Source organism: Rhodococcus sp. 1163 (assembly GCF_002091985.1).
In the GTDB taxonomy this organism is placed as follows: domain Bacteria; phylum Actinomycetota; class Actinomycetes; order Mycobacteriales; family Mycobacteriaceae; genus Rhodococcoides.
Window position 1 is genome coordinate 104,015 of the sequence record NZ_MKKX01000020.1, and the last position, 17,887, is coordinate 121,901.

Consider the following 17,887-nt stretch of genomic DNA (forward strand, 5'->3'; position numbering starts at 1 on the left):
GCACATCGTGGCATTAGCACTCGAAGAGGAACATCGGCACCTCGCCGACTCGGTGACGGCTTTCGGCGTGCGCGCCGACGCCATCGCGCACGGCCGCGCGAACACCGCCGGGCTTGCGGCCGGCGAGCGGCCGGACACGTGGGATCAGCTGGTGCAACAGCGCCTGCATGCCATCCACTTACCCGAGCAGAGCGGCGGGGACGGGGCCGGTATCACCGAGTTGGCCGTTGTCGTCGAGCAATTGGGAAAAGCCCTCTATCCGGGACCATTCCTACCGACCGTGATCACCAGCGCCGTCCTCACGCGGGCCCTCGGCCCAGTGGGCGACGCGGGGGCTGCGGTTGGGTTGCTCGAGGAGTTCGCGGGCGGCGCGACGGGCGCGACCGCCTTCGGCTCTGGATTGACCGCTGAACGCACCGACAGCGGCTGGCTCGTGCAGGGTGCGTCCGAGCCCACACTGGGTCTGCCCGGTGCGGAGATCGTGCTGGTCCGCGCACGCGACTCCGACGGTTCGTCGGTATGGTTCCGGCTGGTGTCGGGCGAGACTGCTGCGGTGACCGCCGAGGAAGGCGTCGACCTGACCCGTGCCATCGGGGTACTCACGCTCGACGGGTACGAGGTTGCGCAGGCCGACGTACTGGGTGACATCACTGATGCGGATGCAGAATGGGTGCGTAACACCCTGTTTGCTGCCGAGGCGAGTGGTATCGCGTCGTGGACGCTCTCGACAGCCGTCGACTACGTGAAAACCCGTGAGCAGTTCGGCCAGGCCATCGGCACCTTCCAGGCCGTCCAGCACAAGTCCGCGATGATGCTGGTGCGGGCTGAGGTGGCGTGTGCTGCGGCATGGGATGCCGCCCGCGCACAGGAGCACGATGCCGACCAGCGTGCGCTCGTATCCGCGCAGGCGGTGGTCGCCGCGCTGGCGGCAGGCATCGACAACTCCCTCGAATGTGTAACGCTTCTGGGTGGGGTCGGCTTCACCTGGGAGCACGATGTGCACCTGTATTGGCGTCGCGCGATCAGCCTGGCCACCCTCGCCGGTTCCGATCAGATGTGGGCCAAGCGACTCGGCGAACTCGCGATCACCACGACCCGGGACTTCTCCTTCATCGGAGCGCACACCCTGCCCGCGCTCCGGGCAGAGGTAGCCGCCGTGCTCGACCAACTCGACGCACTGCCCGACGACGCTGTGCGCAGCGAGGGCTGGGCGCCGGAGCGTGGTGGCAGTCGGCGCGCTCTACTCGCTGACGCGGGCCTGGTGGCGCCTCATTACCCGAAGCCGTTCGGTCTCGGCGCAGGCCCGGAACAGCAGGCCGTCATCGCGCAGGAGTTCGCGGTGCGCGGGCTGAAGCAGCCGACAACCGTGATCGGTGAGTGGGTCTTGCCCACGATCCTCGAGTACGGCAGCGCTGAGCAGCAGCAGAGGTTCGTTCACTCGACGCTGCGTGGCGAGATCGTCTGGTGTCAGTTGTTTTCCGAACCCGGCGCGGGCTCGGACCTTGCGGGGCTGTCCACCGCTGCCCGCAAAGTCGACGGCGGCTGGATTCTCTCGGGCCAGAAGGTATGGAATTCGATGGCTCACGAGGCCGACTGGGGAGTGTGCCTGGCGCGGACGGATCCGGATGCGCCCAAGCACAAGGGTATTTCGTACTTCCTGGTCGACATGCGCAGCACCGGTGTCGATGTGCGTCCGCTTCGGCAGGCCACCGGGTTCTCCGAGTTCAACGAGGTATTCCTCGACGAAGTCTTCGTGCCCGACGAGTGCCTGGTCTCCGAACCGGGCAAAGGGTGGCGCCTCGCGGTGACAACACTCTCGAACGAGCGACTGAGCATGGGCGGAGCCCTGGACCATGGCTCGAGCAACCGCTTCCGCGATGTCTTGGCGAAGGGCGCGCACAGTTGCTCCCGTGGGGACGCCGTGCGGGCCCTGGGTTACAGCACGAGCCGCGAGCTCGCGTTGTCTGCGCTCAATCTGCGCGGCGTGTTGGCTCGGCTTTCCGGTCAGAGTCCGGGGGCGGAGATCAGCGTCGCCAAGGTCTACAACGCACTCGCCCAGCGCGAGGGCTCGCGGGAACTGCTGCGGCTGCTGGGCCCACAGGCTGCGGTCCTGGATCCGGACGCCGACCACGTGATCGACCACATCGGTCTGCCCGCCGTCCTCTTCGGTGGCGGCACCGTGGAGATCCAGCTCAACGTGATCTCACAACGAGTGCTGGGTTTGCCACGCTGACGACCCACCCTTCATGAACCCCTTGAAAACTCCGTAGAAATTCCTGAACAGGAGACACCTACATGTACTTGGACTTGTCCGACAACTCGAAGGCCCTCCGCGCGGAGCTGCGCGCGTACTTCGCCGAAAACATCAACGAACAGGACCGCCGCGACCTGGTCACACAGACCGAGGGCGGACCCACCTTCGATCGCATTCTGCGCAAGATGGGTGCCGACGGCTGGCTCGGCCTCGGCTGGCCCGAGGAGTTCGGCGGCCGGGGCGAGGACCCCGAGGCGCTCTACGTCTTCTACGACGAGGTCGTGCGCGCGAACGCCCCGCTGTCGCTGGTCACTCTGAACACGGTCGGCCCCGCGCTGATCAAGAACGGCACCCAGCAGCAGAAGGACTTCTTCCTGCCACCGATCCTGGCGGGCGAGCTCATCTTCGCGATCGGCTACACCGAGCCCAACGCGGGCACCGACCTCGCGGCTCTGGAGACCCGGGCGCGCGTCGAGGGCGACGAGCTGGTCATCAACGGCAACAAGATCTACACCAGTGCCGGAGTGTTCGCCGACTGGGTGTGGCTGGCCGTGCGAACCGACCCCGACGCGCCCCGACACAAGGGCATCTCCGTGGTGCTTGTCCCCACCAGCGCACCCGGGTTCTCGGTCACCGAGATCCACACCGTCGGCGGCATCAGCACCTCCGCCACTTACTACGAGGACGTGCGAGTGCCGCTGTCCAACGTGGTAGGTGAGCTGAACCAGGGCTGGGGCCTTATAACCAACCAGCTCAACCACGAGCGGGTGGCACTGGCCGCGCGCGGCGGCATCGCCAACGAGATGTTCGCCGAGGTGCTCGAGTGGGCTAAAGCCGAGCCCGCCGGCGAGGGCGTCGTCTTCGATATCTCGTGGGTGCGCGACAAGATGGCCGAGGTGTACGCGCTGCTCAGCGCTGCGGACCTGATGAACCTGCGCCTCGTTGCGGACGTAGCCTCGAACACCTTGGGCGGCGGCGACTCCGCGGCCGCCAAGATCTTCGGTACCGAGGGCGTCGTCAGCGCCTACGGCATGCTGCAGGAGGTCCTTGGTGCCAAGGGCCTGCTGCGCCCCGGCACCCCGGGCGCGGCCCTCGAGGGCCGCGTCGAGCAGCTCGGCCGGCGTGCGCAGAACAACACCTTCGGCGGCGGCACCAACGAGGTCATGCGGGAGATCGTCGCGGGCAAGACCCTCGGTATGACGATGGGTGCGCGTCGCCGCCCTGACGCCGCCAAGACCGACGCCACCAAGACGACAACGGGAGCGAAGTAACATGGAATTCGAATTCAATGACGAATTGTCCGACGTCCGCGGCCTGGCAGACCAGATCTTCTCCGCCCAGTCCGATGTGACGCACCTGCGGACGGTGGAGCAGAGCGGCGGCCATGACGCCAAGTTGTGGAAGAGCCTTGCGGACTCCGACTTACTGGGCATCGCGTTGCCCGAAGAAGCCGGCGGCGCCGGCCTGGGCATGCTCGGGCTGATGGCCGTGCTGGAGCAGCAGGGTCGCCGCGTGGCGTCCGTGCCCCTCTGGTCTTCGATCGCCGGCGCGGCGCTGCCCATTGCCGAGTTCGGTAGCCCCGAGCAGATCTCGGCCTGGCTGCCGGGTCTGATCGACGGCTCACACATCGTGACCGGCGCGCTCGAGACGGGTTTCGGATACGACGTCCCCGTGCGCGCCGAGGCCGATGGTGAAGGCTGGCGCCTACACGGTGAAATCGCGTCCGTGCCCGCCGCCGATGTGGCCGCCGCGCTGCTGGCGCCGGTCCGACTACCCGACGGCGGCGTCGCCGTCGTGCTGGTGCGCACCGACGCCGACGGCCTGGCCCGCACCCCGCTCAGCGTCACCAGCTACGAGAGCAGCGCAGCGGTGAGCTTCGACGGCGTCTCCGTGGCCGCCGGCGACGTTCTTCCCGGCGACGGCGCGCAGATCCTGGCGTGGACGGTCCGCCGCGCACGGGTCGCACTCGCGTCGATCGCCATTGGTGTGTGCTCGGAGGCGCTCGCGCAGACCGCGGCCTACACCTCGCAGCGTGTCCAGTTCGGTCGTCCGCTTTCGACGAACCAGGCCGTCGCCGTGCGCGCCGCTGATGCTTATCTCGACACCGAGAGCATCCGGCTCACGACCCAGCGCGCCGCCTGGCTGATGGACCTCGGCAAGGAGGACGAGGCGGAGGCCGCGGCTCTCGTCGCGAAGTACTGGGCCTCGAAGGGCGGCCTGCGCGCCGTCCACGCCACCCAGCACCTGCATGGCGGCATGGGCGCGGACATCAGCTACCCAATCCACCGCTACTTCCTGTGGGGCCGGCAGATCGCGTTCAGCCTCGGCAGCGCGGGCGCCATCGGCACTGAGCTGGGCGACGCGTTGGAGAAGGGCGCGTCGATCGGCTCGCCTGAGTGACCAGGCCCGAGAACCTCGCGGTGCGCGTGCTGCGCGCACCGCGGGGCCTCCCCCAGCCGGGGGATTTTCTCGTCGAGCCAGTGGAGATGAGCACACCCCGGGACGGCGACGTCGTCTTCCGGGCGTGCTATCTCTCTATCGACCCAAGCGCGCGCCGCCGGCTACCCGCCGCAGACTCCGGGCCTGGCCCCCTCGGCCAGGTCGCTCGGGTCGGCGATGTCGTGCTCGCCGGCGTAGTGCCGCCGCGCAGCGGGCTCGACGGCGCCCTGGTCGGAGAGGTCGTAGAGTCGCGCGACCCGCGATTCCGGCCTGGCGACCTGGTGCGCGGCGGCAACTCTTGGCAGACGTACCACACCGTGGCCGGCGACCTGCTGGACAAGCTGACCCCCGGCCCCGGCTTCCGGCTGGCTGCCGAGCTCGGCGTATTGGGGCGGCCGGGATTCGTGGCCTACTGCGGACTGAAGTTCGCCGCCACCGTCCAGCCCGGCTCCACGGTGCTCGTCTCCGCGGCCGGCGGCGCCGTCGGCATGGTGGCCGGCCAGCTGGCCGCGCTGGCTGGCGCCCGTGTCGTGGGCATCGCCAGCGGGGACAAGCCCGGCTATGTGGTGCGCGAACTCGGCTACGCGGACTGCGTCGACCGGTCCGCCGAGACCATCACGGAAGGCCTCGACCGAGCGTGCCCCGACGGCATCGACCTGTACTTCGACAATGTCGGCGGCCCCGCCTTCGACCCCGTCTTCGAGCGCCTCAACGACTTCGGCCAGGTCGTGATCTGCGGCATGGCCAGCGAGTACAACGCCGCGGAGGCAGAGCACGGTCCCGCGCTGCGGCCCGTACTGCGCAAGCGCCTGCGAATTCAGGGATTCGTGGTGCAGGACCACTACGACGAATACCCGGTCTACCGCGAGCTGGCCCTCGGCCACATCGCAGCGGGCCGGCTGCGGTATCGCGAGGATGTGATCGCCGGCATCGAGAACGCCCCACGTGCCCTCGCGGACGTCCTGACGGGCCGCAACCAGGGCAAGCAGCTGATCCAGGTCGGCGCCCTCCCCGACGCGCTGCGCAGTCGACACAGCTTCTAGAGATATCTGTTCACCAACCCCCGAGAGATAGGTGTGCACATCGTGACAACTCAGGATCACAAGCCGGGCCTCGCGCTGGTCAGCGGCGCCAGCCGCGGGATCGGCCGGGCCATCGCGCGGCGCTTCGCGGCCGAGGGCATCGCCGTGGCCGCTGTCTCCCGCACCCTGCGGGCGGGCGACGGCGCGCTGCAGGGCTCACTCGAGGAGACAGTGGAGTTGATCACCGCCAGCGGCGGCAGTGCCGCCGCTTTCGCCGTCGACCTCGGCAACCCGAACCTGGACCGCATCGCCCTGATCGCGGAGATCGAGGACAGGTTCGGCCGTCGGGTGGACGCCCTGGTCAACAACGTGGCCGCGGCCCGCCGCTACGACACGCTGTTCGCCGATATGTCGCGCGAGTGGTTCCAGGACTCCGTCGAGACCAACCTGTGGAATACCTGGGACCTGATGAAGGCCGTGATCCCCGGCATGCGCGAGAGCGGAGCCGGCTGGGTCGTCAACATCTCCTCGCGCCAGGCCGGCCCCCGCGTCGGGCCGCCCTTCGCCTTCCACCCGCTGGCAGGCTCCGTGCTCTACGGCGGCACCAAGGCCATGCTCGACCGCATCAGCACCGGCTCCGCCATGGAGCTCTACGACGACAACATCGCGGTGAGCTCGCTCGCCCCCAACCGCGGCGTCGCCACCGAACATGCGGCCGGCGCGGTGCCTGGCTGGCCGTCCGAGCCCGAGGACACGATGGCCGAGGCTGCACTGCTGCTCGCCAGCTCGAACCTGGACCGGGTCACCGGCCGCGTCGCCTACAGCCTCCCGCTGCTCAAGGAATTCGGCCGCCCGGTCCAGGCCGTCGATGGCTCGGGTCTGCTCGAGGGCTGGCAGCCCGCGGACCTAGACGAGGAGGGATTTTTGCTGCCCTACCTGAACTTCAACCCCCCAGGTTCCGTCCCCGAGGGCCTGCTCGAGAAGAACTAGCAGGTAGCTGACCCTAGTCGCAGAAGAACTTCGATCAATCTGGCGCCGCCCCATCCCTGGCGGCGAGCGCCACAATCATTTTGGAGAGTGCACGTTGGAAACATTCACCGAAATCGTCCGGCTGCGCGCCGAGGACGACAAGGTCGGGCTCCGGTTCGACAACCAGTCCTGGACATGGCGCGAGGTCATCCAGGAAGGCGCCGACCGCGCAGCAGCCCTCGTGGGTCTCGTCTCGCCCGCGCCGGCTGACCGCCAAATCCACATCGGCGTGCTCCTGGAGAACGTGCCGGACTTCGTCTTCTGGCTCACCGCGGGGCCGCTCGCCGGCGCGGCCGTCGTCGGCATCAACGCCAGCCGCAGCGGGCCCGAGTTGGCGCACGACATCCAGCACGCCGACGTAGACATCATCATCACCGAGGACAAGCTCGCACACCTGGTGGAGGGCACCGGCCACGGCGTACCGCCGGAGCTGGTCCTCAATGTCGACCAGCCGTCGTACCTGGAGACGCTGGCCCCGTACCGGGGCGCAGGCCTGCCCGAATCCATCACGACGCCGGATCAGCTGGCATTGCTCCTGTTCAGCTCAGGCTCGACCGGCGCACCCAAAGCTGTCATCGTCGGCCAGGGCAGACTGGGCCGTCTGGCCGAGGTACTCGTCGACCGGGTATCGATGCGCAGGGATTCGGTCACCTACTTGTGCATGCCACTTTTCCACGGCAACGCCGTGATGATGAACCTCGCCGTCGCCATGCGAGTCGGCGCGACGGTGGGCATGACCAGGAAGTTCTCCGCCAGCAGGTTCGCCGACGATATCCACCGCTTCGGGGCGACCTACGTCAACTACGTCGGTCGGGCACTGTCCTACGTCCTCAGCCAGCCGGAGAATCCCCGCGACCGGACGGGCACCCTCGAGCTTGCCTTCGGCACCGAGGCCTCGGAAGCTGATGTCGCACGCTTCACCGAGCGGTTCGGTTGCGAGGTCATGGAGGGCTACGGGCTCAGCGAAGGAGTGTTCCGCCTTGGTCGCACCCCCGATTCCCCGGCCTATTCTTTGGGTAGGCCTCAAGGCGACCTCGACATCCGGGTGCTCGATGAGCAGACCGGGGAGGAGTGCCCACGGGCGGAGTTCGACACGAGCGGCCGGCTCACCAATCCCGCGGCGGTAGGCCAGATGGTCGCCGTTGGCCTTGCCCACACATTCGAGGGCTACTACAAAAACCCCGAGGCGATGAGCGACCGCGTCCGAGGCGAGGATTTCTGGTCCGGCGACCTGGGCTACCGAGACGCGGCGGGGTACTTCTACTTCGCCGGACGGTCCTCGGATTGGCTACGGGTCGATAGCGAGAACTTCTCCGCAGCACCAGTGGAGCGAGTGCTCCAGCGCGTCCCCGGCGTTGCTGCGGCACCCGTATTCGCGGTGCCCGACCCCAGCACGGGCGATCAAGTGATGTGCGCAGTGGAGATGGCCGCGGGCGAGCAGTTCGATGCCGCGGACTTCGGAGCGTTTCTCGCTGAGCAGCCGGAGATGGGTGCCAAGTGGTGGCCCACCTATGTGCGGGTGATCGACCAGATCCCGTTGACCGGCAGCGGCAAGGTCAACAAGGCACCGCTTCGTAGTGCCGCGTGGAACACCCCCGACCCCATCTATATCCGGGTCGGCAAGACCAGCTCCTACGGCAAACTCGATGACGTTCAGCGGGCAGCGATCGAGGCCGATTTCCTCAGCCACGGCCGCGCCGCACTCTTGCCTGCCCACCTACCCGAAGCCACACCAGCAACGAACTGACACAGTCCTAGTTCAGAGGGTTCATCGTCGGACCACTCCCCCCTCGACAAGCGAACCCGACAAACAGCACTGGCCGCCCAGTGGCCTCGAATCGTTGAAAATCCAAGGAGACTGATGAAGGTACTGATTATCGGTGGTACCGGCATGATCGGCACCGCCACCGCCACATACCTGCGCGAGCAGGGCGACGACGTGACAGTGGCCGCCCGCAACGAGCCGGCGCCGGGCACGGTCGCCAACGAGTTCCCCGTCCTGCTCGGCGACTACAGCGAGGGAGGTTTCAACACCTCGGACCTGGCCCCGTTCGAGGGAATCGTCTTCGCCGCGGGCAACGACATCCGACACATCCCCGCAGACACCGACCGGGCCGAGTTCTGGGAGAAGATGCAGATCGGTGGCGTGCCGCGGTTCGCCGCGCTGGCCAAGGAGGCGGGCGTCCCGAACTTCGTCCAACTCGGAAGCTACTACCACCAGGTCCTGCCGGAGCTGGTCGAGACCGACGACTACGTCCGCGCCCGCGCGCTGGCCGATGAGCGCGCTCGAGCTCTCGGCGACGACCAGTTCACCGTCTCCACCCTCAACGCGCCCAACATCCTCGGCGTAACCCCCGGCCCCTCGATGGCACGCATCGGCCGATTCCTCGATTGGGCCGACGGCAAAAAGCCGGAGATCCCGAACTTCACCCCCGCGGGCGGCACCAACTACATGTCGGTGCGCTCACTCGCCGAGGCGGTCGGGGGTGCGCTGCGCAACGCCGAGACCGGCACGGCGTATCTGCTGGGCGACGCGAACCTCGCCTTCCGCGAGTACTTCCAGATGATTTTCGACGCGGCGGGCAGCACCATCACGCTCGTCGCGCGCGATGAGGAGCACCCGATGCTCCCCGACGCGTTCATCGTGCAGGGCCGCGGCAACACGATCTCCTACGAGACGGATCCGGCCCAGACCGCGGCACTGGGCTACACCCAGGGCGACGCGCCCCGCGCGATCGCAGAGATGGTCGCCCAGACCCGCGCCGGCCTGGCATGACCGACACCGACGCGCTGCTCGGGCAGCTGCTCATCGGCAAGTCGGCCATCGTCACCGGCGGGGCACAGGGAATCGGGGCCGCAATCAGCCGGCTGTTCGCAGCGCACGGGGCTGCGGTGGTGGTGGTCGACAACGATGTGGCGGCTGCCGCATTGGCCCGCGAGGTGCCCGCCATCACGGCCGTCATCGCGGACGCCACCGACCCGGCCGTGGCGCTCGATCTCGCTGCGCATCAGCCGGACATCCTCGTCAACAACGTCGGCCACTTCCTGCGGCCCCCGATCACCTTCGTCGAGGCCGACCCCAGCGAGTGGGTCCAACTCGGAGAGATCAACCTCGGCCACGCCATGCGCGCTACGCACGCGGTACTGCCGGGCATGATCGAGCGTGAACGAGGCGGGTCCATCATCAACCTGACCACCGTCGAAGCACACCGCGGTATCCCCGGCCACACCGTGTACGCCACCTACAAGGCGGCGCTGCGGCACTTCACACGCAGCCTCGCACTGGAGGTGGGTCCTCATGGCATCCGGGTCAACAACATTGCGCCCGACCTCATCGAAACCCCGCAGGTGCCCTACACGAATTTGGTCGCCGAACAGGATCGGCACCACTGGCCCCGGTGGGCCCCACTGGGCGGCCCGGGTACCCCGCACGACGTGGCGGGGCCGGCGCTGTTTCTGGCCTCGGAGATGTCCCGGTACGTCACCGGCACCACCGTGCACGTCGATGGAGGCAGCGATGCCGCTGGTGGGTGGTTCGCGCGGCCGAACGGGACATGGACCAATCGACCCCTGAATCCCTGAACCCAGGAGCTGGTTCCGTCGACGGCAGCGGCGGGAGTCGTTCGCTGTTCGCGTAGCAATTGCCAACGTGAGAGTCCACCCGATCGACCCATCACCACCAACCACGATGGTGATGGGTCGATCAACTCTTGCTGCAAGTCGCTTCGAGGTGGCGGATACTGCCTGCCGAAAGGCCGACTGCACTGGTCGCCCGTGCTACTGGCCCCCTGCGATCGCTCCAGTGGTATCCAACGCGTTGATGCTGGTCGCCGCGTAGCTCTGTCCCTCCGGAAGATCCTCTATGTACGGGACGACTTGCTCTGCCAATTCAGCCACCGAGAAACTCCCGTTCGCAGCCACGAACTTCTCCTGTACGACAGGTGGTGCCATAAGCGCGACCATGTCGCCGTAGACGATGAAGACCTGGCCGTTGACCTTCTCCGCGGCCGGGGCGGCGAGGAACGAGACGCACGTGGCGACCCGCTCGGGGGCCATGATGTCCAGACCGTCGCGTTCCGTGCCCTCGCCGAAGACTGCGGCCGTCATCTCGGTGCGAGCGCGCGGGCAAATCGCGTTCGCCGTCACCCCGTAGCGCGATAGCCCACGGGCGGTCGACAGCGTCAACGCAACGATGCCAGCCTTGGCCGCAGCGTAGTTGGCTTGGCCGGCCCCACCCAAAAGGAACGCCTCCGACGCAGTGTTGATCACACGGCCGTACACCGGTCCGCCGATCGCCTTCGAGGCTGATCGCCAGTGCACAGCTGCGGCGCGGGAAACCGATGCATGTCCCTTCAAGTGGACGGCGATCACATCGTCCCACTGCTTCTCGGTCATGTTGAACAGCATCGTGTCGCGCGTAATGCCAGCATTGTTGACCACGATGTCCAGGCTGCCGAAGTTCGTTACCGCGGCCTCGACGAGTCGCTCTCCGAGTGACCAATCACTGACGTCGCCGAGCACAGCGACGGCCCGACCGCCCGATGTCTCGATCTCGCGCGCTACAGCTTCGCCCGCTGGGCCGACGTCATTGACCACGACGCTTGCACCCAGTGCTGCCAGGCCCAATGCCTCGGCCCGGCCGAGGCCCGAACCTGCCCCGGTAATGATGGCAGAGCGGCCTGAAAGATCGATGTTCTGCATGCTTTGTCCTCTTGCTGGTAATGGACCATTGGTCTCGGAGCCACTTATGTCTTACGGCCAACCGCAACGTGGGGCCTAGCGTCTACGCGACCCTGTCCGGGGCGAAGCTTCGGTAGGCGACGTCCTGAGATGCCCCAGTGCCATCCAGCGGCGCAGCAAGTTCAGTTGGCATTCATCTTGACGATAGTAGCCATCGGCGGTGATGAAGTTGAGAGCTGTTTGCTCGTAGCCACTCATGCCGAAGTCGGACGGTCATCAGTCCGTGCGCGCGCCTCCGTCCGGATGCTATCCGTAGGATTTCGTTTACCCCTCGGCCTCCCTCTGTTTTTGGTAGCCTTCTGCTGCTACAAGAAAATCAAGCGCTTGATCAAGTGGAAATCACGTGATGGACCGCCCCGAACAAGCTGGAGGAGCACGATGCTATTTCCTGGCAAACGACGATTTGGCACTATTGCCATCGCCACCATGGCCAGCGGCCTGTTACTCGTAGGCTGCACGAGTAACAGCGACAACGACGGCTCTGGTTCGACCGACGCCCAGTCCGCGCCCGGGTCTATCGGCATTGTCGGCGATCAAGGCAAGGGCGGCGATCCGGTTGAGGGCGGCACGCTGAGCTTCGCCGGCTACTCCCCAGTCTCCACGCTCGATCCCGCCAAGACCCAGCCCGCGGGTTCCACGGGCGGCACCGAGATGGCGGCGGTCTACGACCTACTTGTCCGCTACGACGCAACCACCGAAGCCTTCGAGCCGCAGCTGGCGAAATCACTCGACTCGAACGACGATTCGACGGTCTGGACCTTGAAGCTCCGTGACGGCGTCAAGTTCAGCGACGGCACCCCGCTCGACGCCGAAGCCGTCGTCGCCAGCACCAACCGCTTCAATACGAATCGTGGCGGCAACAGCCAGGCGTTCACCGCCGGCGTCAAGTCCGTCGAGGCCACCGACGCCTCCACCGTGACCTACACGATGAACCAGCCCTGGACCGAGTTCCCTTCCATGCTTGCGTTCGGCCACGGCATGGTCGTCGCTGCCGGCTCGGATCAGCCAGACGGCACGTTCAAGCCGATCGGGGCCGGCGCATACACGATGGAGAGCCTCACCCCCGGAGCCGACCTGGTGCTTCAAGCTCGCGAGGACTACTGGAACGGCAAACCGAACTTGGACACCCTCAAGTTCGTAGCCATCAAGGATGACCAGCCCAAGATCGACGCACTCAACAGCGGGGGCATTCAGATGGCGTTCCTCATCAACGACGACGCCGTGGACACTGCCATGGCCACCCTGCCCGGGTACCTCGAGACCGTCAGCCTCGGCAACTCCGTTGTGCAGATCAACCAACGCGAGGGCCGTCCCGGTGCCGACGTACGGGTGCGCAAAGCAATGCAGATGACCATCGACCCCACCGTCGTCGACACGCGCGCCAAGAACGGTGAGGGCATGCCCGGCACCGAGATGTTCCAGTCCTGGTCCAAGTGGCACAACGACATCGCCCCTGTGCCGCTGGATACCGATAAGGCGAGGGCACTCGTCGACGAGGCAAAAGCAGACGGCTTCGACGGGAAGATCACGTACTTCACAACCCAGACGCAGTCCGGACAGGCCACGGCTCTTTCCATTCAGGCGATGTTGCAGCCGGTCGGTATCGACGTGACCATCGAATACGGAGCATCGGTCACCGATGTCGTCAAGCGCCTTTACGTCGACAAAGACTTCGATATTTCCACCGGCTCGTACAGCATCGCGGATCCAGCCCCGTTCACGCGCCTGTACAGCGCTTTGAACAGCACCTCGAGTAACAACATCATCGGAGTCGACGACCCGACGATGGACAAAATCCTGAGTGATGTCCAGACAGCGAAGGACGACGATGCGAAGCGCGCGGCATTAGCCGACCTGCAGACGGAGGTCAATTCGACGGCTCCGTTCCTGCCGCTCGCGGCCGGTCACAGTTTCGTGCCATGGACCGACAACGTCTACGGTGTAGTCCCGTCACTCGACGCCATCATGTTGCTCGACCAGGCCTGGATCGAGTAGGGGCCTCGAGGCGAACGCCTCGAATTCGGGACTGCTGTCGCGCTGACCGCACACCCTTTTTGTCGAGTGAACCCCCTTGCTCTCGAAAGAGCTTGGGGGTTCACTCGGCAAAAAGGGTGTTCACTTACCCCGGCGATCACAGGTCATGCACACAGCAAAGAGAAGTTGGCCAACTCCGACCGCAGATTGTTCAGCGCTCGGTGCTGCGCTACCCGAACCACCCCAGCGATCTTACTCAGGGCGCGGCCCGTTTACGGGGCCGTCATTCCCACACGACGCACAAGTCGGATTGGCTTCGATCGTGTCGAACCGACGTAAACGTTGTGGACGTCCTGTGCCCGGACCTCCACGTTCTGGTGCCGTTTCGTCGACAACCAAATAGTTCGGCTCACATACCTCGGAGCTTGTCGAGGTCGCGTCTTTCGCGTTTCGTGGGCCGTCCTGCACCGCGGTCTCGCCGCGGTTGCGAGGCGAGAACTTCCTTCGGCGGTGGCGGTGGGCTGCGATCGATCATGCATTCCGCCACGACACCGGCACCGACACGTTTGGCGATTGCTCGCGTGACGACGACGATCTTCTCCGCGCCGTCGACACGCAAGCGGATCTCGTCGTCGGGACCGATACGTTGCCCGGCCTTGGCCGGGGTGCCGTTGACGCGGACATGACCGGATCGGCAGGCTGCCGCAGCAGCCGACCGTGTCTTGAACAGCCGGACAGCCCAGACCCAACTGTCGACCCGCACACTCTGTGTTTCGACCATCGACAACACAACCTACATGTCGAGCCCGAGGTCGAGAACAGTCACCGAATGAGTGAGACCCCCGACCGCAAGGAAATCGACACCGGTCTTCGCGTAGTCGTGCGCCACATCCAATGTCAGTCCACCCGAGGACTCGAGCTTGGTGTGCGGTGAGAGTTTCACGCGTCGCTGGACCGCCATCTGGGTCTGCCACAGCGCGAAGTTGTCGAGCAGCACCAATTCGACTCCCTCGGCGAGTACCTCGTCGAGCTGCTCGAGGCTGTCGATTTCGACTTCGCAGGCGATATGGGGTGCGGCAGCGCGAACTGCCCGCAAAGCGGCGACTATCGAGCCGGCAGCGGCCACATGGTTGTCCTTGATCAGCGCAGCGTCACCGAGACCCATGCGATGGTTCACTCCTCCTCCGGCGCGGACGGCGTACTTCTGCAGCGCACGAAGACCAGGCAAGGTCTTGCGGCTGTCACGGATCTTCGCATCACTGTCGGCGACTTCGGCAACCCATGCCGCGGTGGTGGTGGCGATGCCGGACAGATGGCACATCAAATTCAGCATCGTCCGTTCCGCTGTCAACAGCGAACGCGTCGGCGCTGTCAGGCTCAGAATCGACTGTCCGGCTTCGACTTCGGTTCCGTCTGCAACTCGATCGACAACCTCGTATGCCCCTTCACCGATGACCTCGTCCAGGACGAGCAGCCCTACGTCGATCCCGGCCACAGTCCCTGCCTGGCGGGCGACGACGGATGCCGACGCGATGGCGTCGGCGGGGACCGTTGCGATAGTCGTCACGTCCGGCCCGTAGCGCAGGTCCTCGTCGAGGGCGGTTCGAATGAGTGCACGCACCTCGTGTGGGTCGAGTCCCTGATCGGTCAGTGCACTCACTGTCAACTCACTCCTGTCATGGCCGGCGGCCGTATCTTGTTGGAAGACAATACGAATTCGAGTGAACCGTCCTCGGCCTGACGAATTCGCGTGCTGTGCCGCAGTGCATCCGAAGGTGCTGGATGGTCTAGACGGGTATGGCACCCACGACTTTCGGATCGAGCAGCTGCTGCCTTCACCACTGCCGATGCGGTCACCGTGAGTGCTGCATCCTCGATCAGAGTGACGGCATCGCGGGAGCGTGCAGTGTGCGTCCATGCCGCGTCCACAGCCGAGCCCAGCACCGACGCCGTGTGGGCCAGGCCGTTTTCATCGCGGACCACTCCCACGTGCTCGGTCATCAGAGCCTGTAGTTCTCGTCGCGGCATTGTGCGCATCGACGGCAGGGCGGGTTCGGCATCGACGCGGGGGCTGCCGACTCGTTCCAGGGCTGCAGTTCCAGCACGTCTTCCGACGACCAGTCCTTCGAGAAGACTGTTCGACGCCAATCGGTTTGCGCCGTGAAGACCAGTTCGTGCCACCTCGCCTGCAGCGAGAAGACCCGGCACAGTGGTGCGGCCCCACACATCGGTGACGATGCCACCGCAGGAGTAGTGCGCCGCGGGGGCGACCGGAATCAGGTGCTCGGCTGGATCGATTCCGGCTGCATGGCATGAGGCGGTGACGGTAGGAAACCGTCTGGAAAACCCGGGGATCGCGCGTGCGTCGAGCAGAACATGGTCGGTCCCGGTGATGCGCAGTCGTTCGGCGATAGCTCGCGAGACCACATCGCGTGGAGCCAGGTCCCCGAGCGGATGGACACCGCCCATGAACCTGATGCCGTCGAGATCGACCAGGTGCCCGCCCTCGCCGCGTACAGCTTCACTGACCAGTGGTCGTCGTCCCTCCGAGCCTGGAGCGAACAGCACCGTCGGGTGGAACTGTACGAATTCCAGATCCGACACTTCCGCACCGGCAGCGAGCGCGAGGGCAATTCCGTCGGCAGTCGAGCCCGGCGGATTGGTACTGCACGAGTACAACTGACCCACTCCACCAGTGGCCACCAGTACCGCAGGGCAATGGATCACGCCCAATCCCTCGGCAGAGGATGCGAGCAGTCCACTGACCTCACCTCGCGCAGTGAGCACGGACACGGCAGCGGTACCGAACAATACAGCTTGCCCCGAGACATCAAGCGCCCGTTGCACTTCGGCACCGGTCGCATCACCTCCCGCATGAATGATCCGACTTCTCGAGTGCCCGCCTTCGAGCGTCCGCGCCACCGTGCCGTCGGCGCCTCGGTCGAAGACCGCACCCAAGGCTTCCAACGCCGCTACTGCGTCGGGACCCCCGGAGACGATGGAACGAACCGAAGGCTCGTCGCACAAGCCGGCTCCGGCCACGCAGGTATCGGCAACGTGATCGTCGATGGAATCACCGGAGGCGCCCGAACCAGGGACTGCGATCCCGCCCTGGGCGTACTGCGTCGCGGTGTCCGCCGAACCGCCCTTGCTCACGGTGATGACCCGCAGTCCCCGCTGGCCGGCTGCTATTGCTGCACTGAGGCCCGCGACGCCACCGCCGACCACCACGAGATCGGCCGACGCCTCCCACGTGATCGAGACCGGCGTGGCCCTCCCCTCGAAGGACAGTGTCACTCGCCGCCGCCGGGGTTACCGATCTCGATCATCCGTTGCACGGACTTACTCGCAATGTGTGCGGTCTCGGGATCCACATGCACTTCGTCTTTACCTTCGACGAGGCAGCGCAGCAATGCAGCCGGGGTGATCATCTTCATGTAGCCGCAGGATGCTCGGTCGTTGACTGCCTGAAAGTCGACGTCCGGCGCTGCACGCCGCAGTTGATGCAACATGCCGATCTCGGTTGCAACGAGTACCTGCTTGGCGCCGGTGGTGCGTGCGGCGTCGAGCATCCCGCCGGTGGAGAGAATCTTGACCTTGTCCGGCGTGACGAAACCCTCGCCTGCCAAGTAGAGAGCCGATGTGGCACAACCACATTCGGGATGGACGTACAGTTCGGCATCGGGATGCATTCGAGACTTCTCGGCGAGTTCGTCACCATTGATGCCGGCGTGGACATGACATTCGCCTGCCCAGATGTGGAGATTCTCTCGACCGGTGATCCGCTTGACGTGCGCACCGAGGAACTGGTCCGGCAAGAACAGGATTTCACGGCTCGGGTCGATCGATTCGACGACCTCGACTGCATTGGAGGAGGTGCAGCAGATATCGGTCAGTGCCTTGATCTCTGCGGTCGTATTGACGTAGGACACGACTACGGCGTGCGGGTAGTCGGACTTCCACTCGCGCAGCTGCTCGGCGGTGATGGAGTCCGCAAGCGAGCAGCCGGCACGCTGATCCGGAATGAGGACGGTCTTGTTCGGGCTCAGGATCTTGGCGGTCTCCGCCATGAAGTGCACACCGCAGAAGACGATCTCGTCTTCCGGAACCTCCGCGGCCAGCCGCGAGAGTGCCAGCGAATCCCCGACGTGATCGGCGATGTCCTGGATGGCGGGAACCTGGTAGTTGTGAGCCAGAATGGTGGCTCCCCGCAGGCGCGCAAGCCGTTTGATCTCGGCCGCCCACTCCTGCGTCGGCTCCACGCCGCCGTATCCACCCGGTCCGTCGACGATGTCGGACACTCCAGCCCAGCTCGATTCCAGCTGCTTGGAGCCGCTCATTGTCGACGCACTGGCCGTCGCAGCAGTGGCCGTGGAGCCACTGGTCTCGTAGCCGGTTGCACTGCTCGTCATGGCGGAACTCCTTCGCC

14 protein-coding genes are annotated in these 17,887 nt (G+C 65.8%); 9 read left to right on the top strand and 5 right to left on the bottom strand.

Annotated features, from left to right (window positions below; translation table 11 throughout):
• Positions 1-7: 7 nt before the first annotated feature.
• The 8 genes from BJD99_RS09455 (at position 8) to BJD99_RS09490 (ending at position 10,326) form a co-directional block, all read left to right on the top strand.
• A complete protein-coding gene (locus BJD99_RS09455) occupies positions 8-2,233 on the top strand; it encodes an acyl-CoA dehydrogenase (protein WP_084346581.1) in 2,226 nt (741 codons plus the stop codon).
• A gap of 62 nt (positions 2,234-2,295) precedes the next feature.
• Positions 2,296-3,525: an acyl-CoA dehydrogenase family protein gene (locus BJD99_RS09460; RefSeq protein WP_084346582.1), complete on the top strand. Its 1,230-nt coding sequence runs from the start codon at positions 2,296-2,298 to the stop codon at positions 3,523-3,525.
• 1 nt (position 3,526) lies between these two features.
• Positions 3,527-4,654, top strand: coding sequence for an acyl-CoA dehydrogenase family protein (locus tag BJD99_RS09465; protein ID WP_084346583.1), 1,128 nt, complete (start codon positions 3,527-3,529; stop codon positions 4,652-4,654).
• A complete protein-coding gene (locus tag BJD99_RS09470; RefSeq protein WP_084346584.1) occupies positions 4,651-5,736 on the top strand; it encodes an NADP-dependent oxidoreductase in 1,086 nt (361 codons plus the stop codon). Before BJD99_RS09465 ends, BJD99_RS09470 begins: the two co-directional genes overlap by 4 nt.
• Positions 5,737-5,778: 42 nt before the next feature.
• On the top strand, positions 5,779-6,705 hold the full coding sequence (locus tag BJD99_RS09475; RefSeq protein WP_084346749.1) for an SDR family NAD(P)-dependent oxidoreductase: 927 nt from the start codon (positions 5,779-5,781) through the stop codon (positions 6,703-6,705).
• Between the two features lie 94 nt (positions 6,706-6,799).
• Entirely contained in the window at positions 6,800-8,491 is a 1,692-nt protein-coding gene (locus BJD99_RS09480) for an AMP-binding protein (RefSeq protein ID WP_084346585.1), read from the top strand.
• Positions 8,492-8,605: 114 nt separating this feature from the next.
• Positions 8,606-9,520, top strand: a complete 915-nt coding sequence (locus BJD99_RS09485; RefSeq protein WP_084346586.1) for an NAD(P)-dependent oxidoreductase — start codon at positions 8,606-8,608, stop codon at positions 9,518-9,520.
• Positions 9,517-10,326 (top strand): SDR family NAD(P)-dependent oxidoreductase, encoded by an 810-nt coding sequence (locus BJD99_RS09490; protein WP_084346587.1) that lies wholly within the window; start codon positions 9,517-9,519, stop codon positions 10,324-10,326. Before BJD99_RS09485 ends, BJD99_RS09490 begins: the two co-directional genes overlap by 4 nt.
• A gap of 195 nt (positions 10,327-10,521) precedes the next feature.
• On the opposite strand, the gene BJD99_RS09495 is transcribed toward BJD99_RS09490, so the two are convergent.
• Positions 10,522-11,445: a 3-oxoacyl-ACP reductase gene (locus tag BJD99_RS09495; RefSeq protein WP_084346588.1), complete on the bottom strand. Its 924-nt coding sequence runs from the start codon at positions 11,443-11,445 to the stop codon at positions 10,522-10,524.
• A gap of 465 nt (positions 11,446-11,910) precedes the next feature.
• Between BJD99_RS09495 and BJD99_RS09500 the strand changes: the two genes are divergently transcribed.
• The gene (locus BJD99_RS09500) at positions 11,911-13,479 is read left to right on the top strand and encodes an ABC transporter substrate-binding protein (RefSeq protein ID WP_256895569.1); all 1,569 of its coding nucleotides are present in this window, start codon (positions 11,911-11,913) and stop codon (positions 13,477-13,479) included.
• Between the two features lie 388 nt (positions 13,480-13,867).
• Here BJD99_RS09500 and BJD99_RS09505 read toward each other — a convergent pair whose 3' ends face one another.
• From BJD99_RS09505 to nadA, 4 genes are read right to left on the bottom strand one after another with little or no spacing between them, the layout of a single operon-like run.
• The gene (locus BJD99_RS09505; RefSeq protein ID WP_084346750.1) at positions 13,868-14,239 is read right to left on the bottom strand and encodes an RNA-binding S4 domain-containing protein; all 372 of its coding nucleotides are present in this window, start codon (positions 14,237-14,239) and stop codon (positions 13,868-13,870) included.
• Positions 14,240-14,251: 12 nt separating this feature from the next.
• Positions 14,252-15,118: a carboxylating nicotinate-nucleotide diphosphorylase gene (gene nadC / locus BJD99_RS09510; protein ID WP_084346590.1), complete on the bottom strand. Its 867-nt coding sequence runs from the start codon at positions 15,116-15,118 to the stop codon at positions 14,252-14,254.
• 2 nt (positions 15,119-15,120) lie between these two features.
• Positions 15,121-16,755: an L-aspartate oxidase gene (locus BJD99_RS09515; RefSeq protein ID WP_256895570.1), complete on the bottom strand. Its 1,635-nt coding sequence runs from the start codon at positions 16,753-16,755 to the stop codon at positions 15,121-15,123.
• Complete coding sequence (gene nadA / locus BJD99_RS09520) at positions 16,752-17,798, bottom strand: quinolinate synthase NadA (RefSeq protein WP_084346752.1); 1,047 nt, start codon at positions 17,796-17,798, stop codon at positions 16,752-16,754. Before nadA ends, BJD99_RS09515 begins: the two co-directional genes overlap by 4 nt.
• Positions 17,799-17,887 lie beyond the last annotated feature (89 nt).